Source organism: Microbacterium sp. RD1, from assembly GCF_052220165.1.
GTDB lineage: Bacteria > Actinomycetota > Actinomycetes > Actinomycetales > Microbacteriaceae > Microbacterium.
This window is the reverse complement of record NZ_JBQPOL010000003.1, coordinates 288,784-315,002: the sequence shown is the minus strand read 5'-3', so window position 1 is coordinate 315,002 and position 26,219 is coordinate 288,784. Positions and strand designations below refer to the sequence as shown.

Sequence of the window (26,219 nt, the reverse complement as noted above, 5' to 3'; positions counted from 1 at the left end):
GAGACGGCGGCGAACGTTCTACCACCACGCTCGTGGGAAGGCTTTGCTGGACGTGCCGGCCACAACGGTCCGGGGGAGGAATGTGACAATGCCTGTTGCCGTCATCATCGGTGGAAGCGCCGGAATCGGACAAGCCGCGGCGATGGATCTCGCCAGGCGCGGCTTCGGTGTGATCGTGACGTACCGCCGTCACCCCGAGGGGGCAGCCGATGTCGTGACGGCTGTCGAGGAGTGGGGCCTGCGGGCCGCCGCGCTGCCGCTGGACCTCGCCGACGCATCCGCTTTCCCGGCGTTCGCCGATCGGGTCCGGGAGGTGCTTTCGGAGGTCTGGGATGCCGGGGCGTTCGAGGTGCTCGTGCACAACGCGGGTGTGGGCGGGGCGGAGATGCTCGGGGAGATCACGCAGGAGCGCTACGAGCTGCTCCACCGTGTCCTGCTCAAGGGGCCGGTGTTCCTGACACAGGCGCTCGTCCCGATGCTGGCCGACGGCGGGTCCGTGATCTACACCACGAGCACGTCGACCAATGCCGCGGGGATCTCCCCGGGATACGCCGTGTACGGCGCGATGAAAGGCGGCTTGGTCGTGCTGACCCGGTACTTCGCGAAGGAGCTCGCGCCCCGCGGGATCCGCGTGAACTCCGTCTCGCCGGGTCCCACCAGGACGAGGTTCGGAGATGACGCCTACGAGCGCTTCCCGGAGGTTGTCGCCCCGCTCGCGGAGCGCTCGGTGTTCGGGCGACTCGGGGAGCCCGACGACGTCGGCGCCGTCATCGCCTTCCTCGCCGGCCGCGAGAGCCGGTGGATCACCGGACAGGACATCGACGCCTCCGGCGGATACGACCTCTGACCGGGTCCGGAGCTCGCGCGTCCCGTCGACGCGCCCGCGCCCCGTAGCCTGGAAAGGACATGGCGCATCTTCTCGGGGCCGAGGCCCTGCATCTGGAATACCCGACGACCGTCGTCTTCGACTCCGTCTCTCTCGGCGTGAACGAGGGAGATCGCATCGGCATCGTGGGGCGAAACGGCGACGGCAAGTCGAGCCTCCTCGCGCTGCTCGCGGGCAGGCGGCAACCCGACTCGGGGCGCGTGACCGTGCGAGGCGGAGTGACAGTCGGCGTGCTCGATCAGGCGGACACTCTGGACGATGCGGACACGATCGGGCACGCGGTCGTCGGTGACCGGCCCGAGCACGAGTGGGCGGGCGACCCACGCGTGCGGGACGTTCTCGCCGGGCTCCTCGGCGACCTGCCGTGGGATGCCGAGCTTCGCACCCTCTCCGGCGGTCAGCGTCGCCGTGTCGCGCTGGCGCGTCTTCTCGCGGGGGACTGGGACGTGCTGTTCCTCGACGAGCCGACCAATCACCTCGACGTCGAGGCCATCACCTGGCTCGCCGAGCACCTGAAACGCCGCTGGGCGCCGAACGACGGGGGGCTCCTCGTCGTCACCCACGACCGGTGGTTCCTCGACGAGGTGTGCACGATGACGTGGGAGGTGCACGATCGCATCGTCGAGCCGTTCGAGGGTGGCTACGCCGCGTACATCCTTCAGCGGGTGGAACGTGATCGGCAGTCCGCGGCGATCGAGGCGCGGCGACAGAATCTCGCGCGGAAGGAGCTCGCGTGGCTTCGCCGGGGTGCGCCGGCGCGTACCTCGAAGCCGAAGTTCCGTATCGACGCCGCCAATGCCCTCATCGCCGATGTCCCCGACATTCGTGACCGCGTCGCGCTGCAGTCCCTCGCCGTGACCCGCCTGGGAAAGGATGTCGTCGACCTCCTCGACGCCTCCGTGAGCTACCCCTCGCCGAGTCCCGGGTCGGGGTCGACCGCCGCGGTCGGGACCAGGGAGGTGCTCCACCGCGTCGAGTGGCGCATCGCGCCGGGGGAGCGGACGGGGATCCTCGGGGTCAACGGTGCCGGGAAGTCCACCCTCCTCGGTCTGGTCGACGGAAGCGTGCACCCCACAGAAGGACGGGTGAAGCGCGGGAAGACCGTGCGTGTCGCCACGCTCACGCAGCGTCTCGACGAGCTCGAAGAGCATCTGGACGACCCCGTGCGCGTGGTGATCTCGGGTCTTCGTACGAGCTATACGCTCGGCAGCGGCTCGAAAGCGCAAGAGCTGACCCCCGGCCAGCTGCTCGAGCGGCTGGGATTCTCCAGCGCCCAACTGTCCACGCCGGTCAAAGACCTCTCCGGTGGTCAGAAGCGCCGGCTGCAACTGCTGCTCATCCTGCTCGACCAGCCCAACGTGCTGATCCTCGACGAGCCGACCAACGATCTCGACACCGACATGCTCGCGGCGATGGAGGATCTGCTGGACTCCTGGGCCGGGACGCTCCTCGTCGTCTCGCACGATCGGTACTTCCTCGAGCGCGTCACGGACCAGCAGTACGCCATCCTCGACGGCAGGCTCCGGCATCTGCCCGGCGGTGTCGATGAGTACCTGCGGCTGCGGCAGCTTGAGCAGCGGTCACCCCGACCCGCGGCATCCGCGGCGGACGCACCGGCCGAGGCGGGTCTGAGCGGCGCCGACCTGCGAGCCGCCCAGAAGGAGGCTGCCGCGCTGGAGCGGCGGATCGCGCGACTGGAATCGGAGATCGCGACGGCACGGGCCGCGCTGGTGGACCACGACCAGTCGGACTATGAAGGGCTCGGCTCCGAGATGCAGCGCATCGGCGGTCTCGAAAGCGAGCGCGACGACCTCGAGCTGCGGTGGTACGAGCTGGGCGAGCGCATCGGCTGAGGCAGCGCATCCACCGATCGGTGGATCGGAGCATCCTCCGGATGCGTGCGCCGGTGTCGCCGTGCGGTCGATGACGCCCGAGCGTCGCTCGGCGACGCTGGAGGCATGACGATCATCGAGGTGGAAGACCTCGTCAAACGCTATGGCGAACGCACCGTGGTTCACGATGTCAGCTTCACCGTCGCGGAAGGCGAGATCTTCGGGATTCTGGGACCCAACGGGGCGGGTAAGACCACGACGGTCGAGAGCATCGAGGGATTGCGGCGGCCCGACGGCGGCCGCATCCGCGTCGACGGGCTCGATCCGGTGCGCGACCGCACCACCCTGCCGTACCGGCTCGGCGTCCAGCTCCAGTCGAGCGAGCTGCCCGGCAAGCTGACCGTGCGCGAGGCTCTGCGGCTCTACGGATCGTTCTACCCGGCACCGGCCGACGCGGCGGACCTGATCGAGTCGCTCCGGCTGGCCGACACCGTCGCCCGGCAGTACCGCCGGCTGTCGGGTGGGCAGAAACAGCGATTGTCGATCGCCCTTGCGCTCATCGGGAATCCGCGCGTCGTGGTGTTGGACGAACTGACGACCGGACTGGACCCGCAGGCGCGACGCGACGTGTGGGACCTCATCGAGAGGGTCCGCGATCGAGGCGTCACCGTGCTCCTGGTGACACATTCCATGGAGGAGGCGGAGCGGCTCTGCGATCGTCTCGCCGTCATCGATTCCGGCCGCGTGGTGGCGATAGACACGCCCGCTGGGCTGGTCTCCCGGGTATCCGACGGCACCCGGTTGCGGTTCCGGGCCGCCGCCCCGCTCGATCGTGCCGCGCTGGCGGCGATGCCCGAGGTGCGCGAGCTTCGCGCATCCGGCGAGGACCTCGTGGTCACCGGATCGGAGAACGTCGTGGCAGCGGTGACGGGATACCTCGCCGCGCGTGGCATCGTCGCCGAGAACCTCCGCATCGAGCGTGCCACTCTCGACGACGCGTTCGTGGCACTCACCGGTCGCCTTCTTCACGAGGAGGACTGACATGTCGGCCCTGTCCTCGCTCACGACGACCGAGATGAAGCTGTTCTTCCGCGAGCCGACGATCTGGGTGTTCGCGCTCGTCGTGCCGCCTTTGCTGCTCATCGTCTTCGGCAGCATCCCTCCCTTCCGCGAATCCGACCCCGATATCGGAGGCGTACGCGTCATCGATCTGTACGCACCGATCCTCGTGGCGATCGGGGTCGCGATCCTCGCGGTCAACACGGTTCCGGCGCAGTTCGCCGCGTACCGCGAAAGGGGAGTGCTGCGCAGAATGCGTACGACGCCGGTGCAGCCCGCCCTGCTTCTCGGCGCACAACTGATCATGTTCGCGGTGCTCTCGGCGGGCGTCAGCATCCTGGTGCTGGCGATCGGCCGCATCGCGTTCGCGGTGCCCCTTCCGGCGAACCCGCTGGGTTATCTCATCGCGTACACGCTCAGCACGCTGGCCATGCTCGCGATCGGACTGCTCGTCGCCGCCGTCGCGCCCACCGCGGCCGGCGCCAGTGCTCTCGGGTTGGTGCTGTTCTTCCCGCTGGTCTTCTTCGCAGGGCTGTGGATCCCGCGGGAGTCGATGCCGGAGGTCCTGCGCACCGTCAGCGACTTCACCCCGCTCGGCCCCGCCGTGCAATCATTGCAAGACGCCGCGGCGGGCGGCTGGCCGTCCTTCTTCTCCCTCGCCGTCCTTGCCGGATGGACGGTCGTGGCGGGGGGATTGGCGGCCCGGTACTTCCGCTGGGAGTAGGCGAATGAGCATCGAAACCGACCTCCGAGTGGAGCTTGCCCGCGGGGAGCGCCGAGAGCATCTGTTCTACGCGGTCCTCCCCTACGTGCTCCTCGCCGCCAGCACGGTCATCACCCTCTCTCAACCCATTCGCGACACCCCGGTCAGCATCCCCGGCGTCCTCGCTCTGTCGCTGGCCACCGCGCTATGGCTCTCCTGGATGTCCTTGCTGCCCGTGCAGCGCCGGAGCGGCGTCGTCGTGGGGCTGTACTACGCGGGGCTCATGGCCGCGGCGGCGGGGTTGGTCATCCTGGCGCCGTGGTACGGGATCTTCGCCTTCGTCGGCTACATCTCCGCGTTCCTGCTGTTGTCGGGAGGGTGGCAGTACCTCGGGGTGGCGCTCACCTCGTGGATCATGGCCGTCTCCTACGTCGGCGGGTGGAGCCAGGTCACCGGCGGCGAGTGGGGCCTGTGGGTCGTGATCGCCTCCGTGACGATGCTCTTGGCCGCCGCATCGTTCTACTTCGCTCAGTCGACCCGGTGGCAGGGTGATCGACAGAAGCGGGCGCTGACCGAGCTGCACGAGGTCAACCTCAAGCTGGAGAGTGCGCTCGAGGAGAACGCGGCGCTGCACGCACGGCTCCTCGTCCAGGCGCGCGAGGCCGGCGTCCTCGACGAGCGCCAGCGCATCGCCCGCGACATCCACGACACCCTGGCCCAGAGCCTCGCCGGTATCCTCACCCAACTGCAGGCCGCCGAGGAGACAGCGGACGAAAGCACTCGCCGCCGCAGACTCGAGGTCGCTGTCTCGCTCGCCCGCGACAGCCTGATCGAGGCACGGCGGACCATACACGCTGTCGCACCCTCCGTGCTTGCCGAGAGCTCCCTGCCGGAGGCTCTCCGCGACGTCGCCCACCGATGGTCGCAGGACGCCCGCATCGACGCGGAGCTGGCCGTCACCGGCGACGCCCGGCCGCTCCACCCGGATGTAGAGGGGACGCTGGTGCGTGCCGCGCAGGAGGCGCTGACCAACGTCTCAAAGCACGCGCGCGCCCGTCGCGTCGGGCTGACCCTTTCGTACATGGGCGATCTCGTCACCCTCGATGTGCGGGACGACGGCATCGGATTCGCGCCCGACGCGCCCCGTGTCCCCTCCGCGACCGGCGGGTTCGGACTGACCGGCATGCGGCAGCGGGTGCAGCGACTGGCGGGTCGCCTGGTGGTCGAGTCCGAACCCGGCGGTGGCACGGCTCTGTCGGCATCCCTCCCCGCGATCCCCGCCGGAGGGCGGTCGTGATCTCGGTGCTTGTCGTCGACGATCACCCCGTCGTGCGGGACGGACTGCGCGGCATGTTCAGCGCGGACCCGCGATTCACCGTCGTCGGGGAGGCGGCCGACGGCGCGGCGGCGATCGCCGCCGGTGAGGCACTGCGTCCGGACGTCATCCTCATGGACCTGCGGATGCCGGGCACCGACGGCGTCGCTGCCCTTCGCGGCCTCCAGGAGCGGGGCGTGCCCTCGCGCGTCCTCGTGCTGACCACTTATGACACCGATGTCGACGTCCTCCCCGCCATCGACGCGGGGGCGGCCGGCTACCTGCTCAAAGACGTGGCCAGGGAGGAGCTGTTCCGCGCCGTCGAGGCTGCCGCCTCCGGTCAGCCCGTCCTGGCACCGACGGTCACCTCCCGGCTGATGGGGCGGATGCGCGCGCCAGCGGCCGAGCCGTTGTCGCCGCGTGAGCTCGAAGTCCTCACGCTCGTCTCGCGCGGAGCGACCAATCGTGAGGCGGCCAGAGAGCTCTTCGTCAGCGAGGCGACCGTCAAGACCCACCTTCTCCACGCTTACGCCAAGCTCGGGGTGAATGACCGCGCGGCCGCGGTCGCGACCGCCTACGCGCGCGGCTATCTGCGCGTCGACGGATGAGGTCGCGCGACGCGGGCTGTGCTGCGCCTTGTTAGTGGATGGAATACTCCAGCGCCACGATGATGAGGCCGAGGACGGCTGTTCCGAGCGCTCCCAGCAGACGCACGACGAGGTGCGCTCCGCGACGCCAGTAGGCGACATAGCCGAGGATGGCCAGCACGACGAGCGTCACCCACGTGGTGGCCTCGTACACGTCATCCGCCGGTGCACCCTGGATGCCGCCGATGATGAGCACGATCGTGGAGGGGATCGCGGCGTACAGCATCCCGGCCGAGTGCTGTATCGAGTGCCACGTCGCGGGACCGAGTCCGCGCGCCCCGTGATCGGTGAGCGTGTGCGCGAAGACGTGGGCGAGAAAGAACACCACGAGGCTCCACGCCGAGGTGTCGAGCATGTCCCACGCGTCTTCGGCGTGGTCGGAGCTGATGGCCAGGAAGGCGGAGAAGACGATGAGGCCGTAGATGGCCGCCGCGCTTGCGAACCGAGCGTTCAGCCACGCGGTGAAGCCGTGCATCCGTCCGCCGGTCTCGGGGGCGCTCACGCGTCGAACCCGAGGCTCAGCTTGCGCAGCAGACCGGCCAGGCGTTCGCGGTCCGCCCGGGAGAGGGTGTCCAGCAGCAGGGCTTCGGCATCGACCAGGCGCGTGATGGCGGCATCGACGCGCGTACGACCGTCGGCGGTGAGGGTCACCAGGACGCTGCGTCCGTCCCCCGGGTCGGCCTCGCGGCGCACCAGCCGGCGCCCGACGAGACGGTCGATGCGGTTCGTCATCGTTCCGCTCGAGACGAGCGTCTGCTGCAGCAGCTGCTTCGGGCTCAGCTGGAACGGCTCGCCCGCGCGCCGGAGCGCCGACAGCACGTCCCACTCCCAGGGCTCGAGGTCGCTGCGCCGGAAGGCCTCCTTGCGGGCGCGGTCGAGGTGCCGCGACAGCCGATCGACGCGCGAGAGCACCTCGAGAGGAGAGAAGTCGAGATCGGGGCGCTGCCGGATCCACGCTTCGACGATACGATCCACCTCGTCGTTTCCCGGGCTCACGGGTCCATTATCGCGGGCGGGCGCGCGCTCACCCGCACGCCCCGACACAACTCCTCAGGATCGGGCCGTATGCCGAGTCACAACAGCCCGAAGGCCGGAAGGTGAGGAGTTGTGTCTGGGGTGGTCCGAGTGCGGTCGGCGGGGGACGCGTCTGGCAGACTGAAGCGGCGCCTCGGGCGCGGTCCGCCGTGGTGTAACGGCAGCACGACAGCCTTTGGAGCTGTGAGGTTCAGGTTCGAATCCTGGCGGCGGAGCATGAGTACTCCTGATCTCGCCGTCGTCATCCTCGCCGCAGGGCAGGGGACCCGCATGCGCTCGCGGCTGCCCAAGGTCCTGCACGCCGTCGGGGGGCGCCCCCTGGTGGGCCATGTGCTGGACACCGCCACCGCGCTCAACCCCGTGCGCATCGAGGTGGTCGTCCGTCATGAGCGCGATCGTGTCGTCGAGGCGGTGCAGCACCTCGCGCCCGACGCTCGAGTCGTCGACCAGGACGAGATCCCCGGCACCGGGCGCGCCGTGCAGGTGGCCCTCGACGACCTCGGCGACTTCGGTGGCGACGTGCTCGTCCTGAGCGCCGATGTGCCTCTTCTGGAGGCGACGACCCTCGCCGACCTTCTCGCCGCCCACCGCGCGAGCGGCGCGGCCGCCACGGTGCTGAGCGCGCGCGTGGATGACCCGCACGGCTACGGCCGCGTCATCCGCGACGCCTCCGGCACGGTGCAGCGCATCGTCGAGCAGAAGGACGCCACCGAGGACGAGGCCGCCGTCGCGGAGATCAACGTCGGCGTGTACGTCTTCCAGGCAGCGCCCCTGCGCACCCACCTCGACCTCATCGGCACGGCCAATGCCCAGGGCGAGCGCTACCTCACCGACGTGGTCGGACTGCTCCGCGACTCGCGCCACATGGTCGCCGCATCCGAAGCCCCCGACGCCACCGCCGCCCTCGGGGTCAACGACCGGGTGCAGCTGTCGGAGGCGGCGCGCACGCTGAACGCCCGCACGGTCCGCAAGTGGCAGCTGGCCGGGGTGACGATCGTCGATCCCGCGACCACGTGGATCGACGTCGACGCGACGCTCGCCCCGGATGTCACCGTGCTGCCCAACACCCACATCCTGCGCGCCACGACCGTCGCCACCGGCGCCACCGTCGGGCCCGACACGAGCCTCGTCGGCTGCGAGGTGGGGGAGGACGCGACAGTCACCCGCACCGACGCCACCTTCGCCGTCATCGGCCCGCGGGCGACGGTGGGGCCGTTCGCCTACCTCCGCGCCGGGGCGACGCTGGCCGAGGGCGCCAAGGTCGGCACCTACGTCGAAGTGAAAAACTCGACGATCGGCGCCGGGAGCAAGGTGCCGCACCTGTCCTACGTCGGCGACACGACGATCGGACAGGGCGTGAACCTCGGCGCCGGAGCGATCACCGCCAACTACGACGACCTGACCAAGCACCGCACCGAGATCGGCGACGAGGTGCACACCGGCTCGCACAACGTGTTCGTGGCGCCCGTTAGGATCGGAGACGGTGCCAAGACCGGTGCGGGTGCGGTCATCCGTAAAGACGTGCCCCCGGGTGCGCTGGCGCTGAGCGTTGCCCCCCAGCGAAACGTCGAGGGGTGGGTCGAGAAGAACCGACCGGGCACGAAAGCCGCGGATGCCGCGGCGCGGGCTCGGACTGCACAGGAAGCGGGCGATGGGTCGCAAGAAGAACACGGTTGATCTCGACAGGGACAACGGCATCGCCCCAGGTCTCGTGGCCAAGACGAAGAAGCGCCTCGTCGTCGCCGCAGGACGGTCGCACCCCGAACTCGCCGCGCAGGTCGCCGCGCAGCTGGGCACGGAGCTCGCTCCGACCGAGCACCGCACCTTCGCATCCGGCGAGATCTACACCCGTTTCGAGGTGTCGATCCGCGGATGCGACGTCTTCGTCGTGCAGTCCTTCGGGCCGCCGGTCAACGAGTGGCTGATGGAGCTGCTCATCATGCTCGACGCGCTCAAGCGCGCCTCGGCCAAGCGCATCACCGTGGTGGCGCCGTACTTCCCCTACTCGCGTCAGGACAAGAAGGGCCGGGGTCGCGAGCCGATCAGCGCGCGGCTCGTCACGGACCTCCTCACCACGGCCGGTGCCGATCGGATCATGAGCGTCGACCTCCACGCGGCGCAGATCCAGGGCTTCTTCGACGGTCCCGTCGACCACCTGTTCGCCAAGCCGGTTCTGCTGGAGCACTTCGAGCAGAACCTCGACCCGGTCGACCGGGAGACCCTGACCGTGGTCTCGCCGGACATGGGGCGGGTGCGCGTCGCCGACACGTGGTCGGACAGTCTGGGCGCGCCGCTGGCGATCATCCACAAGCGCCGCGATCCGAAGGTGGCGAACCAGGTCACCGTCCATGAGATCGTCGGCGAGGTGGCGGGGCGCACCTGCCTCCTGGTGGACGACATGATCGACACAGGCGGCACGATCGTGAAGGCCGCGCAGGCTCTGAAGGATGCCGGCGCCCGCAAGGTCATCGTCGCCGCGACACACGCCATCTTCAGCCCCCCGGCCACCGAGCGGCTGCAGAACATCGCCATCGACGAGGTGGTGGTCACCGATACCGTGCCCATCCCCGCCGACGAGAGGTTCGACAAGCTCACCGTGCTTCCCATCGCACCCCTGCTGGCGCGCGCCATCCACGAGGTCTTCCAGGACGGGTCGGTCACGAGCATGTTCGGCGGCGAGGCCTGATTCCGACGCGGTCGTCGTGTCGGTGAACCGGACGGCGTGCGCGCTCGTGTCACTCGAGATGACACCCCGTCCGGGCACAGCCGAAGGAGGACCCTCATGATCCGCACCACCGCCGTACCCCGCCCGCTTCGCATCGGCGCCGCCCTCGCGGGCGTCGCCGGAATGATCACGCTCGCCGGGTGCGCCGGCACCGATGCCGCGACGGGAGGGTCGTCGGGCACCGATGAGGCCGCCTCGTCGGGCGAGGCGTCGTACGCCGACGGCTCGTACACCGCCGAGGGCACGTACCAGACCCCGGAGACGACGGAGACCATCGAGGTGACCGTCACGCTCGAGAACGACGTCGTCACCGCCGTCGAGGTGGCCGGAGACCCGCAGGCGCCGCAGACGGAGCAGTATCAGGGCCGGTTCATCGGCGGAATCTCGGACGAGGTCGTCGGACGGGACATCGACGAGATCTCGGTGAGCCGGGTGGCCGGGTCGTCGCTGACGAGCGGCGGGTTCAACGCCGCCCTCGAGACGATCAAGTCCGAAGCCGCGGCCTGACATCGTGACGACGCGCACGAGCGCGGCGTGGACGTTCGAGGCGATCGGGACGACCTGGACCGTCGAGACGGAAGCGCCGCTTCCTGACACGGTGCGAGGCGACATCGCGGGGCTGATCGACGACTTCGACCGCGCGTGGTCGCGATTCCGAGACGACTCCGCCGTAACGCGTCTCGCATCCTCGGGCGGCAGGGTCCCCTCGCCACCGGATGCCGAGGCCATGCTGTCGCTCTATGACGAACTCGACCGCGCGACCGGCGGCGCAGTGAACCCCCTCGTGGGAGACTCCCTCGCCCGGCTGGGATACGACGCTCGATACTCGCTCGTCGCCGGCGTGCCGCAGGGCGCGCCCGAGCAGTGGCGCAAGATCCTCGCCTGGACCGACGAGACGATGACGCTGCGCGAGCCGGCGTCGATCGACGTCGGGGCGCTGGGCAAAGGGCGGCTGGTCGACCTCGTGTTCCACCGCATCCGGGGCCGGGTGCCCGGCGACATCACCGTCGATGCGAGCGGAGACCTCGTCGCGCACGGTGCGACGCAGCGTGTGGGTCTGGAACACCCGTTCCGGCCCGGTCAGGCGATCGGCGTCATCGAGGTTACGGACGCAGCCCTCTGCGCGTCGGCCGTGACCCGGCGGGCGTGGGGCGACGGGCTGCACCACGTGCTCGATGCGCGCACCGGCATGCCGGTCGAGGCATACGTGGCGACGTGGGTGACGGCACCCACGGCGATGCTGGCCGACGGCCTGGCTACGGCGCTCTTCTTCGACGGGGGCCCGGAGCTGGCCGCGGCGAAAGCCGCGCAGTGGGTGCGGATGCGCACCGACGGGCGCGTGGAGTGGTCACCCGGCTGTACGGCAGAGTTGTTCTCGTGATCGGCGCACTCACCGCGGGCTCCACCCGCGTCCTCGGCGTTCTCGGACACTTCTCGATGTACCGCCTGGCGATGATGTCGCTGGCGGCTCTCGCCGTCATCGCCGTCATCCTGTCGCTGTTCTCCCTCGTCGGCCCCGGCCCGCTGGAGCTTGTCGCCACCGCCGCCGTGCTGGCGGTGGTGTGCGTGGCCGCCGACGTGCTCGCGCAGAGCGTGCTGCGGCTCCCGCGACGTATCGAGTCGTCCTTCATCACGGCCGCCATCCTGCTCTTCGTCCTCTTCCCCACGACCGATCCGCGGGGCCTCGCCGGCATCGCGGTGGCGGCCGTTGTGGCCTCGTGGTCGAAGTACCTCCTGGCCTGGCGCGGGCGGCACATCTTCAACCCCGCCGCCGTCGGCGCGGCCGTGTTGACGCTGATCAGCATCGCCGTGCCGGCACTCGGCGCCTCGGCGTGGTGGGTGGGCACGCCGGCGATGGCCCTCCCGGTCTTCGTTCTGGGGCTGGCGGTGCTGTGGCGCACCGAGAAGCTGCGGATGGTCGCCGGCTTCTGGGTCATCGCCGTCGGGATCGCCTTCCTGCGCGCGGCCGCGTCGACCAGCGCGGCGGGGCTCGAGGTCGACGCGGCGGGAATCCTCGGCCAGGTCGCGCTGAGCTCGCCCTATCTCTTCCTCGGGGCGTTCATGCTGTCCGAGCCGTTGACGATGCCGCCGCGACGCTGGCAGCAGTTCGCCGTCGCCGTCGTGGTCGGTGTGCTCGCGGCATGGCCGATCCACGTCGGGGCCTTCACCCTGGGGCAGGAGTTCGCGCTGCTCCTGGGGAACCTGCTGGCCTTCGCCTTCACCGCGCGCTCGGCGGTGAGGCTGGTCCTGGAGGACAGCGCCGAGGTCACTCCGACGGTGCGGGAGCTCACCTTCCGGGCCCGGCGCGCCTTCCCCTTCCGGCCCGGTCAGTATCTCGAGCTCGATGTGCCGCATCGGCATCCGGATGCCCGCGGCACCCGGCGGGAGTTCTCTCTCGTCTCGGCGCCGGAGGATCTGCCGCGGGTGCGCATCGCGTTCAAGAGCGGGTCCTCGTCGTCCTACAAGCGGGCGCTGGCCGAGGTGCCCGTGGGGGGAACGCTGGCCGTCACCGGTGTGTGGGGGGATTTCCTCCTGCCGGCGAAGACCACCGCGCCGCTGCTGCTCGTGGCGGCCGGGATCGGGGTCACGCCGTTCGTGTCGCAGCTTCGTCACCTGGTCGCCACGGATCAGGATCGCGACATCGTGCTGGTGTACGTCGCGAGCGATTCGTCGGAGCTGGCGTTCCGCGACGACCTCGCCGCCGCGGGCATCCGAGTCCTGATCTTCACCCGGGACGAGCCGGACGGCCTTCCGTCGAACTGGGCGTGGGCCGGTCGCGGGGTGCGGCTGGACGCGGACGGGCTGGTGCGGACGGTGCCCGACCTCGCTGCCCGTCACGCCTACATCTCGGGCCCGCCAGCGCTGATCGCCGACCTCACCCCCGCACTCGAGCGCGCGCGATCGCTGACCACCGACGCTTTCGCGGGCTACTGAGCAGCCATTTCCGGATCGGCCGGACGCGCGGGCAGTCGCACCTCGAACGTGGTGTCGCCGGGCGTGCTCTGCACCGTGAGGGCGCCGCGATGCGCCTGGACGATGGCGCGGGCGATGGAGAGCCCGAGTCCGGTCCCGCCCGTACGGCGAGCGCGGGAGGCGTCGCCGCGCGAGAACCTCTCGAACAATTCCTCGGCGATCGCCGGATCCACGCCCGGACCGTCGTCGTGCACGCGGAGCTCCGCCTCGTCGCCGTCGCGTCGCACCGAGACCGTCACGGTCGTTCCCCCCGGGGTGTGCGTTCGGGCGTTGGCGAGGAGATTCGCTATCACCTGCTGCAGACGCGACGCGTCGCCGGCGAGGACGACCGGATCGTCGTCGACATCGAGAACCCACCGGTGCTCGAGACCCGCCGGTCGCGCGTCGCCCACGGCCTCGATGACGAGCTGGGTCAGATCGACCGACCCGTAGACGAGCTCGGTGCCCTCCTCCAGCCGCGCCAGCAGCAGCAGATCCTCCACGAGCGCCGTCATCCGCAGCGACTGCGCTTGGATCCGCTCCAGCGCGGCGTGGGTGTTCTCGCCCAGCGTGGCGTCCCGCAGCGACAGCTCGGAGTACCCCCGGATGGAGGCGAGGGGGGTGCGCAGCTCGTGGCTGGCATCCGCCACGAAACGCCGCATGAGCTCTTCGTTACGCTGGCGGGCCGACAGCGACGCGTCGACGTGCTCGAGCAGCGAGTTCAGCGCCGCCCCCACCTGCCCGATCTCGGTGCTCTCGTCGGTCTGGTCCGCCGGGACCCGCTGGGTGATCGAGACGTCGCCGGAGTCCATGCGCACGTTCGCCACGCGCGTGGCCGTGTCGGCGACCGCCCGCAGTGGCCGCAACCCGATCCGTACGACGATGGCGATGATCGACGACAGCAGGAGCAACCCGCCGGTCGTGACGAGGGCCACGGTGATGAGGATCTGCGAGATGGTGCTGGTGATCTCGCTGAGGGGAAGCCCCAGGACGGCCACGGCCTCCTGGCCCGAGACCGTCAGACTCTGGATGCGGTAGTCGCCGAGCTCGGGGATCTCCACCGTGTCGGAGGAGCTGTCTCGCACCGACGTGATGATCGCGCTGATCTCGTCGTCGGTGAGCGTGCGGACGGTGTTCCCGTCGACGTAGGCGCCGGTGGTGCCGCCGATCACCGTCTGGGTGACCAGGAGTGTTCCGTCCGCGAAAGGACCCGACCCCAACACGCCCTGCGCAGTGCTGTCGAGACCGAGCCGCACGTACGACACGGCCTCGCGGACGCTCTTGTCGAGGTTGTCCTGCAGGACCTGTCCGAGGATGGCGCCGGTGGACAGCGCGATGATCGCGAGGATGACCGCGACCATCCCGATGATCGCGGTCATCAGGCGGGCTTGAAGACTCCACGCGCGGCGGCGGAGGGAGGGAGCGGTCACTGTGGCGCTTTGATGAGGTAGCCGACGCCGCGGACCGTGTGGATGAGCGGTTCGCGACCGGCGTCGATCTTCTTGCGGAGATAGGAGATGTAGAGCTCGACGACGCTCGAGCGCCCCCCGAAGTCGTAGTTCCACACGCGGTCGAGGATCTGGGCCTTCGAGACGACGCGCCGCTGATTTCGCATGAGGTAGCGCAGGAGCTCGAACTCGGTCGCGGTCAGTTCGATGGAGTCGCTGCCGCGGAAGACCTCGTGGCTGTCTTCGTTCAGGGAGAGGTCTCCCACGCGGAGGATCGGCTCGGCCTCGCCCGTCATCGCGGTACCCGCGCGGCGCATGAGGCCTCGCAGCCGGGCGACCACCTCCTCGAGACTGAAGGGTTTCGTGACGTAGTCGTCGCCGCCCGCGGTCAGCCCCGCCACGCGGTCTCCGACGGCGTCCTTCGCCGTGAGGAAGAGCACGGGGACGTCGTTGCCGGAGGAGCGCAGCCGCTGCAGCACCGCCATGCCGTCGAGGTCGGGCATCATGATGTCGAGCACCATCGCGTCGGGTTCGAAGTCGCGTGCGGCCTGCAGGGCCTGGAGACCGGACGACGCGGCGCGCACGTCCCAGCCCTCCATGCGCAGGGCCATGGACAGCAGGTCCGTGAGCATCTGCTCGTCGTCGACGACGAGCACCCGCACCGGCGTGCCGTCGGGTCGGGTGAGAGCGGGAGCGGGCGTGGTCATGGAACTCATTCTGATCCGTCAGCTATGAAGTTCCTATGGTGCCGGCTATGCGCCCGCTGTGAGCGACGCCTCAGCCGAACGACGACGCCACGCCGTTGCGGTGGTACTCGAAGATGATGCTCGTCCGAGTGGAGGCGACGTTGCGATGCGCCGAGAGGTTGTCGACGACGAATTGGCGCAGCGCCGAGGAGTCGGGCACCGACACGTGAAGGAGGAAGTCCTCCGTACCGCCGACGAAGAAGAGCTGGAGCACGGCGGGGAGGCGCCTCATCTCCCCGGCGAAGTCGCTGATGCTCTCCTGTCGGGCGGCGGGACGCAGCATGACGCCGATCATCGCCTGCAAGCCGTGCCCCACGGCCGCCTGGTTCACGGCCGCGTGGAAGCCGCTCACCACACCCGCGCGCACGAGGGCGCGGAGACGCCCGTGCGCCGTGGAGGGTGCGACGCCCGCCCGCGCGGCGAGCTCGGCGTTGGTCATCCGCGCATCCGCCGCCAGCAGGTCGATGATGCGACGGTCCAGATCGTCCCACGGACGCGGAAGATCGTTCGGCGCGGCCGTTCGCGGGCTCGGATCGATCGAACCTGTCATCGACTTCTCCTTCTCTCGCCGAAGGATCTTCGGAGTACTGCCGAAAACGACGACGTTCGTGCAAACTTATCGCGTTCCGCAACCCTGTCGACGATCCGCGAGGAGGATCTCATGACCCGCATCGGTGTCCCTCTGGAGATCAAGAACAACGAGGGCCGCGTGGCCGTCACCCCGGCGGGGGTCGACGCCCTCGTCGCCCGGGGGCACGAGGTGCGCGTCGAGCGCGGCGCCGGCGCCGGCTCGGGCATCGCCGACGACGCGTACGCTCGGGCGGGCGCCATCCTGGTCACGGATGCGGCAGAGGTGTGGGCGGAGTCGGACCTGGTCGTGAAGGTCAAAGAGCCGATCGCCTCGGAGTACGGGCATTTCCGGGACGGCCTCACGCTGTTCACGTACCTGCACCTCGCCGCGGCGCACGATCTGACCGCGGCGCTGGTCGACTCCGGCACGACGGCGGTGGCGTACGAGACGGTGCGGGCGGCCGACGGTTCGCTTCCGCTGCTGACTCCCATGAGCGAGGTCGCCGGCCGCTTGTCGATCACCGTCGGCTCCTACTTCCTGCTCAGCGCGAGCGGCGGCCGCGGAAAGCTCCTCGGCGGGATCGCCGGCACCGACAAGGCCAAGGTCGTCGTGATCGGCGGCGGTGTCGCGGGCGAGCACGCGGCCGCGAACGCCCTCGGCATGGGGGCGCGGGTGACCGTGCTGGACATCTCCCTGCCGCGACTGCGCGAACTCGAGCATCGCTACGGCGGCGCGCTGCAGACACGATCGTCCACGCGGTGGGAGATCGCCGAGCAGGTGGCCGACGCCGACCTCGTCATCGGGTCGGTGCTGATCCCCGGGGCGAGCGCGCCCAAGCTCGTGACCGACGCGATGGTGGCCACGATGAAGCCGGGCGCCGTTCTCGTGGACATCGCGATCGACCAGGGTGGATGCTTCGAGGGGTCCCGACCGACCACGCACGACGCGCCGACCTTCGCCGTCCACGACACGGTCTACTACTGCGTCGCCAACATGCCCGGCGCGGTCCCCGACACGTCCACGCCGGCGCTCACGAACGCGACCCTTCCCTACGTGACCGCGATCGCCGACAGGGGCTGGGATGCGGCGGCAGAGGCCGACCCGGGTCTCGCGGCGGGGCTCAACATCCGCGGCGGCGAGATCGTCAACGCCGGCGTCGCGGCGGCGTTCGCCGCGCGCCCGGGCGCCTGATCAGTGGGTGTCTTCTGCTTCGATCTCACTCCGGTCGCCTGACCACAGCGTGTGAAAGGTGCCGGGCTTGTCCACCCGCCGGTACGTGTGGGCGCCGAAGAAGTCGCGCTGGCCCTGGATGAGCGCGGCAGGGAGCCGCTCGGCACGGAGACCGTCGTAATAGGCCAGCGAGGACGAGAACGCCGGGGCGGGGATCCCCGCGCCGGCGGAGGTCGCGACGACGTCGCGCCACGACGACTGCGCACGCTGGAGGGCCTCGACGAAGTACGGCGCGGTCAGCAGCACCGGCAGGTCGGGCTCGGACGCATAGGCGTCGGTGATGCGGTTGAGGAACTGTGCACGGATGATGCAGCCGCCGCGCCAGATCGCGGCGACCTTGCCGAGGTCGATGTTCCAGCCGTACTCCGCCGCGCCCGCGCGGATCTCGTCGAATCCCTGCGAGTACGCGACGATCTTCGACGCGTAGAGGGCGAGGCGGATCTTCTCGATGAAGGCGTCGGGGTCCGCCACGGTCAGCGATTCCGCGGGGCCGGGCAGTCCGCCGGAGACCTCCCGCTGCTCCGGATGCGACGACAGGGACCGCGCGAACGTCGCCTCCGCGATGCCCGACACCGGAACTCCGAGCGAGAGGGCCGTCTGCACCGTCCACGCGCCGGTGCCCTTGGCGCCTGCCTGGTCGACGATGACGTCGACGAGCGGCTGCCCGGTGGCAGCATCCGTCTGGCGGAGCACCTCCGCGGTGATCTCGATGAGATACGACTCCAGCTCGCCGCGGTTCCAGTCCGCGAACACGTCGGCGATCTCGGCGGGAGTCTTGCCGGTTCCGCGGCGGATCAGGTCGTAGGCCTCCGCGATGAGCTGCATGTCGGCGTACTCGATGCCGTTGTGCACCATCTTCACGAAGTGGCCGGCGCCGTCGGAGCCGACGTGCGTCACGCACGCCTCACCCTCGGCCACAGCCGCGATCGAGCGGAGGATCGGACCGAGCGTCACCCACGACTCATCCGACCCGCCCGGCATGAGCGACGGGCCGTTCAACGCGCCCTCTTCGCCCCCGGACACGCCCATCCCGACGAAGTTGATGCCGGTCTCTCGCACCGCCTTCTCGCGCCGGATGGTGTCGGTGAACAGCGCGTTCCCGCCGTCGACGATGATGTCTCCCGGCTCGAACACCTGCACGAGCTCGTCGATGACGGCGTCGGTGGCGCCGCCGGCTTTGACCATGATGATCGCCGTCCGCGGCACCGTGAGGGCCGCCGCGAACTCCTGATACGAGAAGGCGGGGACGAACTCGGCCTCCGGGTGGGTCCCGACCAGCTCATCGGTCTTCGAGCGCGACCGGTTGAACACCGCGACGGTGTTCCCCTCCCGGCTCGCGAGGTTGCGGGCGAGGTTCGATCCCATGACCGCCAGGCCCACGATGCCGATGTTCGCCACACCGCCGCGCGCGTCAGGGCTGGAGATGCCGGGCTCCGTCGTCGGTCGTGACACGTCTTCGGCGCCGGGGGCCCCTTCGTGCTCGACGGTGGCCTCGTGCGGAGCCTGGGACTGATCGGTGGAAACGCCGGTGGTGGTGGGCGGGTTCGAAGACACGGAGAAGCTCCTTCGGGCGACGGGTCGCCTTCAGGCTATCGCGTGCGGGGAGGCGAGCTGTGGCGGCCGCTTCAGTCCTTGCGGTAGCCGGCGCGGCCCATCGACCAGACCGCCCCCACCGTGCCGATGAGCCCGACCGCGGCGATGGCGCCGGCGATCCACAGCATGAGGTGTGAGAAGAATTCGGCGGGCATGGCTCCTCCTAGTCGACGGCGTCTTCATCGTATCCGCGGCGCTGGTAGACTTCGAAACCGTAACTTCGGCGAGGGATGCGCACGCTCCGGCGGGACATCCGTGATCGACGCGGTGGCAGGCTCCCGGCTTTCCTCACGCGCTCGCGTTCGAGTCGAATCCAGACCCCACGGCGAGCGGCCTCCGCTCGCCGCACAGCACGCGGGCCCCGCCCGCCGACAGTACGGGCCGTGTGCCCGCAAGGAGAATCATGTCGGAAGACAACAAGGTCCACGCCGAGGTGCGTGAGAGCTTCGGCAAGGGCCACGCCCGTCGCCTCCGCGCCGCAGGCAAGATCCCCGCCGTCATCTACGGCCACGGGGCCGAGCCGCAGCACGTGGCACTCCCCGGTCACCAGGTGTCGCTGCTCATCCGCCGCGCCAACGCGCTGCTCGACCTCGACATCTCGGGCACCTCGCAGCTCGCGCTCGTCAAGGACGTGCAGAAGGACCCGGTGCACCAGGTCATCGAGCACATCGACCTGCTCGTCGTACGCAAGGGCGAGAAGGTCTCCGTCGACGTCCCGATCGTCGTCGTCGGTGAGCCCGCGCCCGGCACGCTGGCCAATCTCGACGCCACGACTGTCGCGATCGAGGCGGACGCGACCGCGCTGCCCGAGTCGATCGAGGTCGACGTCGAAGGCCTCGAGGAGGGCACGCACATCACCGCGGCCGACCTGAAGCTGCCGAGCGGATCCGTCCTTCTCGCCGACCCCGAGACCCTCGTGGTCGCCGTGTCGGTTCCCGCTTCGACGCTGGCTGCCGAGGACGAGATCGCCGAGGCCGACGCCGCCACCGCCGAGGAGCAGTCCGAGGAATCGGCCGAGGCTGCGGGCGCATCCGACTCGGAGTGATCCCGCTCCGCACTTCCCCGAAGGGGCGCCCCGTGCGCCCCTTCGGCGTCTGCGGGCCCGATCGGCAGGAGAGGGGCCATGGCTGAGACGTGGCTGGTGGTGGGCCTCGGCAATCCGGGCCCCCGGTACGAGGCGACGCGCCACAACGTGGGGCAGATGGTGGTCGATGAGCTCGCCGCACGGCGTGGCGAGCGGTTCGCCGCGCACAAGGCGCACGCGCGGGTCGCGGAGACGTGGCTGAGGCCGGGGGCGGCCAAGCTCGTGCTCGCGAAGCCGAACAGCTTCATGAATGTCTCGGGCGGCCCGGTGGCCAACCTCGCGAAGTACTACGGCGTCGAGCCCGAGCGCGTGATCGTCGTGCACGACGAGCTCGACATCCCGTTCGACACCCTCAAGCTCAAGACGGGCGGCGGGCACGGCGGCCACAACGGCGTGCGCGATGTGGCCAAGGCGCTGGGCACGGCCGACTTCCCGCGGGTGCGGGTGGGGATCGGGCGACCGCCGGGCCGCCAGGACCCGGCGGACTGGGTCCTCGACCCGTTCGCAGCGACCGAGCGCGCCACGCTCCCGAGCCTCCTCGGCGACGCGGCGGATGCGGCAGAGCTGCTGGTGAGCGATGGTCTCGTGGCCGCGCAGCAGCGCTTCCACGCCCCCCGCTGACACGCCGACCCGACCGGGAACAGGAATAACGCCGGAAACAGGCCGGCCGGGGATGCAGCGGCGTGTTTCCGGCGATCCTCCTGACTTCGGGCGCCCCGTGTCAGGAGGCGTACGGCGCGATGCCGACGACGATCCCGGCGCCATACAGCACCGACACGGCGATGACGCCCAGGACCGCGAGGACGAGGGCGAAGATGCCCCACACCCGGCCGCGGTTCTTCACGATCGCGACGATCCCCTGGATGAACGCCCACAGCGCCAGCACGCCCCAGACGGCGAATGCCGCGAGGGTGAGCGCGCCACCGAGGATGAGGATCTGCTGACCCTCGGGCGGCAGGGAGTCGGCCGTGATGCTCACCGAGTTGCCTTCGGTGGTCGTCTCGGCGAACTGGGCGAGACTGCCGATCTGCACGCCGGCGATGTAGGCGAGCACACCGCCCGCGATCCCGCCGACCAGGGCCACCACGAACGCGACGACGCCGAGACCGGCCGGACCCTTCTCGCGCCGCGCGGGGCGGTCCTCACCCGGCGGGGGAGAGTAGGCGGGAGGGGGAGTGGGCTGGTGCTGCGGTTCCGGCGGGGTGGTGCTCATGGCGTCTCCTTCGCTGTTCCGGCGATGAGCGCCTCAGTCTAGAGCGGGCCTCCCAAGCGGTCCACCGGGCCGTGGTGTCCGACGCCGCACGTAGACTCGTTCGGTGACAGTTCCCGGGATCGTGCGCGCCCTCGAGCAGGCTGAGTCGTTCCAGGATGCGGCGTCGCTGGCGATCGCCGACGTGGACCTGTCTGCCGTCGACGGTGTCGACGCGGCGGTGCTCGCAGGCCTCGTGGCCCGCCGCCAGGCGGGCGGCAAGCCCGCCGCGCTGCTGATCGTCGCCCCGACCGGGCGGCGCGCGGAGAGCATCGGGCCGGCGGTGTCGGCCGTGCTCCCCGACGCGCGCGTACTGCACTTCCCGGCGTGGGAGACCCTCCCGCACGAGCGCCTCAGCCCGAGCGCCGAGACCGTGGGCCGTCGCATCGCGGTGCTGCGCGAGCTCGCCACCTGGCGCGGCGAGCACCCGCTCGTCATCACCGCGTCGGTGCGCAGCGCCCTGCAGCCGATCGCTCGGGGACTCGGTGAAGCCGAGCCCATCGAGCTGTCCGTCGGAGGACGCGGCTACGACCTGGAGCGGGTCGCGGTGCGACTGGTCGAGCTGGCATACCACCGCGTGGACATGGTGTCGCGCCGCGGCGAGTTCGCCGTTCGCGGCGGCATCCTCGACGTCTTCCCGCCGACGGCCGACCACCCCTTCCGCGTGGAGTTCTTCGGCGACGAGATCGACGCCATCCGCGCCTTCTCCGTCGCCGATCAGCGCTCGCTGCCCGGCGACGTCCCGGCGGTGTCGCTCGTCCCCAGCCGCGAGCTCCTGCTCACCGACGACGTCCGGGCGCGCGCTGCAGGGCTGCGTGACGAGCTCCCCGGCCTGCGGTCGATGCTCGAGCGGATGGCCGAGGGCATCCCCGTCGAGGGCATGGAATCACTCCTTCCGGTCCTCGTCGACGGCCTCACGCCGCTCGTCGGGTTCTTCCCGGCGGAGTCGGCCGTCGCTCTCGTCGATCCCGAGCGCGCCGCCACGCGGGCGGCCACGCTGGGGGAGACCAACCGCGAGTTCCTGGATGCGGCGTGGTCGGCGGCGACCGCCGGCGCGCACATGCCGATCGACCTGGGAGCCGGCGACTTCCTCACTCTGGCCGAGCTGCGCGACGCCGCCCATGAGCGCGACAGCGTGTGGTGGACCCTGTCCTCGTTCGACTCCGGAGCTGCTGACGCGTCGGCGGAGGGCCTGGACGTCGGCGACGACGCCGTCGTCCGCATCCGCGCCGATGCCGTGCCGTCGTTCCAGGGGAACGTCGAGGGAGCCACGGCGCACGTCGGAGCGCTCGTCGCCGAGGGATGGAGCGTCGTGGTCGCCGCATCCGGCGCCGGACTCGTCGACCGTGCGCGGGACGTCCTCGCCGACCGCGGCATCGCCGCGAGGCGCGAGGACGATCTTCCCGACGCGCCGGAAGGCGGCGTCGTGCACCTGGTGATCGCGCCGCTGGAGCGCGGGTTCCAGCTTCCCGAGGTCCGGCTCGCCGTGCTGACCGAGACCGAGTTCTACGGGCGCACCATCGGCGGCGATTCGCGCGTCGTGAAGAAGCTCGCCTCGCGGCGGCGCAACGTCGTCGATCCGCTGCAGCTCAAGCCCGGCGACTTCGTCGTGCACGCCACGCACGGCATCGGGAAGTTCACCGAGCTCGCCCAGCGCGAGGTCTCCAGTGGCGGACGCAACCCCGTCAAGACGACGCGCGAGTACGTCGTGCTGGAGTACGCGCCCTCCAAGCGCGGCTATCCCGGCGACAAGCTGTTCGTGCCCACTGATCAGCTCGATCTGCTCTCGAAGTACGTGGGCGGGGAAGCGCCCACGCTGTCCAAGATGGGCGGCAGTGACTGGGCGCAGGCCAAGGGCCGGGCGCGCAAGGCGGTGCGCGACATCGCCGTCGAGCTCGTGAAGCTCTACTCGGCGCGGATGGCGTCGAGAGGCCATGCCTTCGGCCCCGACACGCCGTGGCAGCGGGAGCTGGAAGAGGCGTTCCCGTTCGCCGAGACCCCGGATCAGCTGCAGACCATCGACGAGATCAAGGCCGACATGGAGAAGCCGATCCCGATGGACCGGTTGCTCTCCGGCGACGTCGGCTTCGGCAAGACCGAGGTCGCGGTGCGCGCGGCGTTCAAGGCCATCCAGGACGGCAAGCAGGTCGCCATGCTCGTGCCGACGACGCTACTGGTCAAGCAGCACCTCGACACCTTCGCCGAGCGTTTCGCCGGCTTCCCGGTGCAGGTGCGCCCCCTGTCGCGGTTCCAGACCGACAAGGAGGCGCGCGAGACGCTCGCCGGCGTCGCGGACGGCACGGTCGACATGGTCATCGGCACGCACCGCATCCTGACCGAGAAGGTGGCGTTCAAGGACCTCGGGCTCATGATCATCGACGAAGAGCAGCGCTTCGGGGTCGAGCACAAGGACTCGCTGAAGAAGCTCAAGACGAACGTCGACATCCTCGCGATGAGCGCGACGCCCATTCCGCGGACGCTGGAGATGGCCGTCACCGGCATCCGAGAGATGTCGACCCTGCAGACCCCGCCCGAGGACCGGCACCCGATCCTCTCCTACGTCGGGCCGCGCAACGACAAGCAGATCGCCGCCGCCATCCGTCGCGAGCTCCTGCGCGAGGGGCAAGTGTTCTTCGTGCACAACCGGGTGTCGTCCATCCAGCGCGTCGCCGCGCAGCTGGCGGAGCTGGTCCCCGAGGCCCGCATCGCCGTGGCGCACGGCCAGATGGGGGAGAACGCGCTCGAGCACGTCGTCGACGACTTCTGGGAGCGGCGCGCCGACGTGCTGGTGTGCACCACGATCGTGGAGACCGGGCTCGACATCTCCAACGCGAACACGATCATCATCGACCGCGCCGACAAGTACGGGCTCTCGCAGCTGCATCAGCTGCGCGGGCGCGTCGGCCGGGCGCGCGAGCGGGCCTACGCCTACTTCCTGTACGACGAGAACAAGCCGCTGTCGGAGACGGCCGCCGATCGCCTGGAGACGATCGCGGTGAACAACGACCTCGGAAGCGGGATGCAGGTGGCGCTGAAGGACCTCGAGCTGCGAGGCGCGGGCAACCTCCTCGGCGCCGAGCAGGCCGGGCACATCGCCGGCGTCGGATTCGACCTCTATCTGCGCATGATCGGGGAGGCCGTGGCGACCTTCCGCGGCGAGGAGGCGGAGGGGCCGGCGGAGCTGCGTCTGGAGCTTCCCGTGGACGCGCGGCTTCCGGAGTCGTACATCGACAGCGAGCGCCTGCGGCTGGAGGCCTACCAGAAGCTCTCCGCCGCGGCATCCGCGACGGCGAAGGACGACGCCATCGACGCCGTGGTCGAAGAGCTCACCGACCGCTACGGCGAACCGCCACGCGAGGTCGAAGGCCTCATCGCGGTAGCGCGCCTGCGCCGGCGGGCGGCCCGTGCGGGCCTTGCGGACGTGGTGGCCATGGGACCGAATCTGCGGGTCGCGCCGGCGAACCTGCCCGATTCGATGCGGGTGCGCCTGCAGCGGCTGCATCCGAAGGCCAAGGTCGTCGCCGGCGGCGACGCGCTGGTCGTGCCGCTACCCGCTGTCGACTCCGACGCGGAGCTGATCGCGTGGGTGGCGCAGCTGCTCGACCAGCTGTGGCCCGCGCCCGTGGCGGATGCCGAGGCGGCGACCGAGGCCGCCGCGGCTAGATGACCCCCTGCGCGAGCATCGCGTGCGCGACGCGCTCGAACCCTGCCGCATTGGCCCCGACGACGTAGTCTCCGGGGTGGCCGTAGCGTTCTGCGGCACGGAACGCCGCGTCGTGCACGTCGCCCATGATCGAGCGCAGCTTGTCTTCGCTGTCGGCGAAGCTCCACCGCTGGCGTGACGCGTTCTGACTCATCTCCAGCGCCGACGTCGCGACACCGCCGGCGTTGGCGGCTTTGCCGGGCCCGAAGAGGACGCCCGCGTCCCGGAACGCCGCGACAGCGGCCGGAGTGGAGGGCATGTTGGCCCCCTCGGCGACCGCGCGCACGCCGCTCGCGATGAGCGCCGCCGCATCCTGCTCGTCGAGTTCGTTCTGCGTGGCCGACGGGAGGGCGATGTCCACCGGCACGGCCCACGGGCGCGCCCCCTCGACGAACCGGGCGGAGCGTCGCCGCGTCACGTACTCCGAGATGCGGGCGCGCTGCACCTCCTTCACCTCGCGGAGGAGGTCGACGTCGATGCCGGCGTCATCGACGATGTAGCCGGAGGAATCGGATGCGGTGACGGGGATCCCGCCCAGCTGCCGCACCTTGTCGATCGCGTAGGTGGCGACATTGCCGGAGCCGGAGACGGCTACCCGCCGCCCGTCGAGGGACTCGCCGTGCACGGCGAGCATGTTCTCGACGAAGAACACCGCGCCGTATCCGGTCGCCTCGGTGCGCACCTCGGCGCCGCCCCATTGCACGCCCTTGCCGGTGAACATCCCCGACTCGTGGCGGTTCGTGATCTTGCGGTACTGCCCGAACAGGAACCCGATCTCGCGCGCACCGACGCCGATGTCGCCGGCGGGCACGTCGGTGTGCTCGCCGAGGTGACGATAGAGCTCGCTCATGAAGGACTGGCAGAACCGCATGACCTCGGCATCCGACTTGCCGTGCGGGTCGAAGTCGCTGCCGCCTTTCGCGCCGCCGATGCCTTGACCGGTGAGCGCGTTCTTGAAGATCTGCTCGAAGCCCAGGAACTTCACGATCGACAGGTTGACCGTCGGATGGAAGCGCAGTCCGCCCTTGTAGGGGCCCAGGACCGACGAGAACTGCACGCGGAATCCGCGGTTGACCCGGAGCCGTCCCGAGTCATCGACCCACGGCACCCGGAAGACGATCTGGCGCTCGGGTTCGACGATGCGCTCGACGATCCCGCCCTCGACGAAGGCGGGATGGCGCTCCAGGACCGGGACGATCGCGGAGAGCACCTCGTGCACAGCCTGCTGGAACTCCGGCTCGTGGGGGTCACGAGCCCGCACGGTGTCGAAGGTCCCACGGACGGCGGACGGGAGGGCAGCGAAGGCATCGGTCACGGCGGTGGAGCTCTCTTGCCGGTGCGCGCGACGGAGCGCCGCACGACGGGATCGGGAGTTTTCAGCCTAACGCGCGCGGATGCCCGGCTCCGGCCGTGCGCGGACACCGCGCTACGCTGGCGCCAG

The 26,219-nt window shown here is 70.2% G+C and carries 24 protein-coding genes and 1 tRNA gene; 16 read left to right on the top strand and 9 right to left on the bottom strand.

All coding sequences use genetic code 11. From position 1 onward, the window contains the following. Positions 1-88 precede the first annotated feature (88 nt). The 6 genes from ACTU3I_RS16045 (at position 89) to ACTU3I_RS16020 (ending at position 6,403) form a co-directional block, all read left to right on the top strand. Entirely contained in the window at positions 89-847 is a 759-nt protein-coding gene (locus ACTU3I_RS16045; RefSeq protein ID WP_442926710.1) for an SDR family NAD(P)-dependent oxidoreductase, read from the top strand. Positions 848-906: 59 nt separating this feature from the next. Next, entirely contained in the window at positions 907-2,739 is a 1,833-nt protein-coding gene (locus tag ACTU3I_RS16040) for an ABC-F family ATP-binding cassette domain-containing protein (RefSeq protein WP_442926709.1), read from the top strand. Positions 2,740-2,844: 105 nt separating this feature from the next. Then, positions 2,845-3,759: an ABC transporter ATP-binding protein gene (locus ACTU3I_RS16035; RefSeq protein WP_442926708.1), complete on the top strand. Its 915-nt coding sequence runs from the start codon at positions 2,845-2,847 to the stop codon at positions 3,757-3,759. A 1-nt stretch (position 3,760) separates the two neighbouring features. Continuing rightward, a complete protein-coding gene (locus ACTU3I_RS16030; protein WP_442926707.1) occupies positions 3,761-4,501 on the top strand; it encodes an ABC transporter permease in 741 nt (246 codons plus the stop codon). A gap of 4 nt (positions 4,502-4,505) precedes the next feature. Further along, positions 4,506-5,777, top strand: coding sequence for a sensor histidine kinase (locus ACTU3I_RS16025; RefSeq protein WP_442926706.1), 1,272 nt, complete (start codon positions 4,506-4,508; stop codon positions 5,775-5,777). Beyond that, positions 5,774-6,403, top strand: a complete 630-nt coding sequence (locus ACTU3I_RS16020) for a response regulator (RefSeq protein ID WP_442926705.1) — start codon at positions 5,774-5,776, stop codon at positions 6,401-6,403. The genes ACTU3I_RS16025 and ACTU3I_RS16020 overlap by 4 nt, the downstream gene beginning before the upstream one ends. Before the next feature lie 31 nt (positions 6,404-6,434). Here ACTU3I_RS16020 and ACTU3I_RS16015 read toward each other — a convergent pair whose 3' ends face one another. Both ACTU3I_RS16015 and ACTU3I_RS16010 read right to left on the bottom strand, forming a co-directional pair. Further along, on the bottom strand, positions 6,435-6,944 hold the full coding sequence (locus tag ACTU3I_RS16015; protein ID WP_442926704.1) for a hypothetical protein: 510 nt from the start codon (positions 6,942-6,944) through the stop codon (positions 6,435-6,437). Further along, complete coding sequence (locus ACTU3I_RS16010) at positions 6,941-7,438, bottom strand: MarR family winged helix-turn-helix transcriptional regulator (RefSeq protein ID WP_442926703.1); 498 nt, start codon at positions 7,436-7,438, stop codon at positions 6,941-6,943. Before ACTU3I_RS16010 ends, ACTU3I_RS16015 begins: the two co-directional genes overlap by 4 nt. A gap of 182 nt (positions 7,439-7,620) precedes the next feature. On the opposite strand from ACTU3I_RS16010, the gene ACTU3I_RS16005 reads away from it, so the two are divergent. The 6 genes from ACTU3I_RS16005 (at position 7,621) to ACTU3I_RS15980 (ending at position 13,136) form a co-directional block, all read left to right on the top strand. After that, a tRNA-Gln gene (locus ACTU3I_RS16005) sits at positions 7,621-7,692 on the top strand. A gap of 1 nt (position 7,693) precedes the next feature. Further along, a complete protein-coding gene (gene glmU / locus ACTU3I_RS16000; protein WP_442926702.1) occupies positions 7,694-9,154 on the top strand; it encodes a bifunctional UDP-N-acetylglucosamine diphosphorylase/glucosamine-1-phosphate N-acetyltransferase GlmU in 1,461 nt (486 codons plus the stop codon). Further along, positions 9,129-10,163 (top strand): ribose-phosphate diphosphokinase, encoded by a 1,035-nt coding sequence (locus tag ACTU3I_RS15995; RefSeq protein ID WP_442926701.1) that lies wholly within the window; start codon positions 9,129-9,131, stop codon positions 10,161-10,163. The genes glmU and ACTU3I_RS15995 overlap by 26 nt, the downstream gene beginning before the upstream one ends. Before the next feature lie 96 nt (positions 10,164-10,259). Beyond that, on the top strand, positions 10,260-10,709 hold the full coding sequence (locus tag ACTU3I_RS15990) for a hypothetical protein (RefSeq protein WP_442926700.1): 450 nt from the start codon (positions 10,260-10,262) through the stop codon (positions 10,707-10,709). Between the two features lies 1 nt (position 10,710). Continuing rightward, positions 10,711-11,583 (top strand): FAD:protein FMN transferase, encoded by an 873-nt coding sequence (locus tag ACTU3I_RS15985; RefSeq protein WP_442926839.1) that lies wholly within the window; start codon positions 10,711-10,713, stop codon positions 11,581-11,583. Beyond that, positions 11,580-13,136 (top strand): FAD-dependent oxidoreductase, encoded by a 1,557-nt coding sequence (locus tag ACTU3I_RS15980; RefSeq protein ID WP_442926699.1) that lies wholly within the window; start codon positions 11,580-11,582, stop codon positions 13,134-13,136. Before ACTU3I_RS15985 ends, ACTU3I_RS15980 begins: the two co-directional genes overlap by 4 nt. On the opposite strand, the gene ACTU3I_RS15975 is transcribed toward ACTU3I_RS15980, so the two are convergent. From ACTU3I_RS15975 to ACTU3I_RS15965, 3 genes are all read right to left on the bottom strand, one after another. Then, on the bottom strand, positions 13,130-14,533 hold the full coding sequence (locus ACTU3I_RS15975) for a sensor histidine kinase (RefSeq protein WP_442926698.1): 1,404 nt from the start codon (positions 14,531-14,533) through the stop codon (positions 13,130-13,132). The genes ACTU3I_RS15980 and ACTU3I_RS15975 overlap by 7 nt on opposite strands. Before the next feature lie 47 nt (positions 14,534-14,580). Then, complete coding sequence (locus tag ACTU3I_RS15970) at positions 14,581-15,309, bottom strand: response regulator transcription factor (protein ID WP_442926697.1); 729 nt, start codon at positions 15,307-15,309, stop codon at positions 14,581-14,583. A 70-nt stretch (positions 15,310-15,379) separates the two neighbouring features. Next, a complete protein-coding gene (locus tag ACTU3I_RS15965) occupies positions 15,380-15,898 on the bottom strand; it encodes an Lrp/AsnC family transcriptional regulator (RefSeq protein WP_442926696.1) in 519 nt (172 codons plus the stop codon). A gap of 111 nt (positions 15,899-16,009) precedes the next feature. On the opposite strand from ACTU3I_RS15965, the gene ald reads away from it, so the two are divergent. Continuing rightward, a complete protein-coding gene (gene ald, locus ACTU3I_RS15960) occupies positions 16,010-17,110 on the top strand; it encodes an alanine dehydrogenase (protein ID WP_442926695.1) in 1,101 nt (366 codons plus the stop codon). Here the strand turns inward: ald and gndA are convergent, their stop codons facing one another. Together gndA and ACTU3I_RS15950 are read right to left on the bottom strand one after the other, a co-directional pair. Beyond that, positions 17,111-18,547, bottom strand: coding sequence for an NADP-dependent phosphogluconate dehydrogenase (gndA, locus tag ACTU3I_RS15955; RefSeq protein ID WP_442926838.1), 1,437 nt, complete (start codon positions 18,545-18,547; stop codon positions 17,111-17,113). It abuts the gene before it with no gap. Between the two features lie 227 nt (positions 18,548-18,774). Next, complete coding sequence (locus tag ACTU3I_RS15950; protein ID WP_442926694.1) at positions 18,775-18,897, bottom strand: hypothetical protein; 123 nt, start codon at positions 18,895-18,897, stop codon at positions 18,775-18,777. A 248-nt stretch (positions 18,898-19,145) separates the two neighbouring features. On the opposite strand from ACTU3I_RS15950, the gene ACTU3I_RS15945 reads away from it, so the two are divergent. Beyond that, the gene (locus tag ACTU3I_RS15945) at positions 19,146-19,787 is read left to right on the top strand and encodes a 50S ribosomal protein L25/general stress protein Ctc (RefSeq protein ID WP_442926693.1); all 642 of its coding nucleotides are present in this window, start codon (positions 19,146-19,148) and stop codon (positions 19,785-19,787) included. A 78-nt stretch (positions 19,788-19,865) separates the two neighbouring features. Next, positions 19,866-20,447: an aminoacyl-tRNA hydrolase gene (pth, locus tag ACTU3I_RS15940; RefSeq protein ID WP_442926692.1), complete on the top strand. Its 582-nt coding sequence runs from the start codon at positions 19,866-19,868 to the stop codon at positions 20,445-20,447. Between the two features lie 100 nt (positions 20,448-20,547). On the opposite strand, the gene ACTU3I_RS15935 is transcribed toward pth, so the two are convergent. Continuing rightward, positions 20,548-21,039 carry a hypothetical protein gene (locus ACTU3I_RS15935; protein ID WP_442926691.1) on the bottom strand — a complete coding sequence of 164 codons (492 nt, stop codon included), beginning with the start codon at positions 21,037-21,039 and terminating at the stop codon, positions 20,548-20,550. Positions 21,040-21,142: 103 nt separating this feature from the next. Here ACTU3I_RS15935 and mfd point away from each other — a divergent pair, with 103 nt between their 5' ends. Beyond that, complete coding sequence (gene mfd / locus ACTU3I_RS15930) at positions 21,143-24,742, top strand: transcription-repair coupling factor (RefSeq protein WP_442926690.1); 3,600 nt, start codon at positions 21,143-21,145, stop codon at positions 24,740-24,742. On the opposite strand, the gene gdhA is transcribed toward mfd, so the two are convergent. Further along, entirely contained in the window at positions 24,735-26,093 is a 1,359-nt protein-coding gene (gene gdhA, locus ACTU3I_RS15925; RefSeq protein ID WP_442926689.1) for an NADP-specific glutamate dehydrogenase, read from the bottom strand. The two genes, mfd and gdhA, sit on opposite strands and share 8 nt — an antisense overlap. Positions 26,094-26,219: the final 126 nt, after the last annotated feature.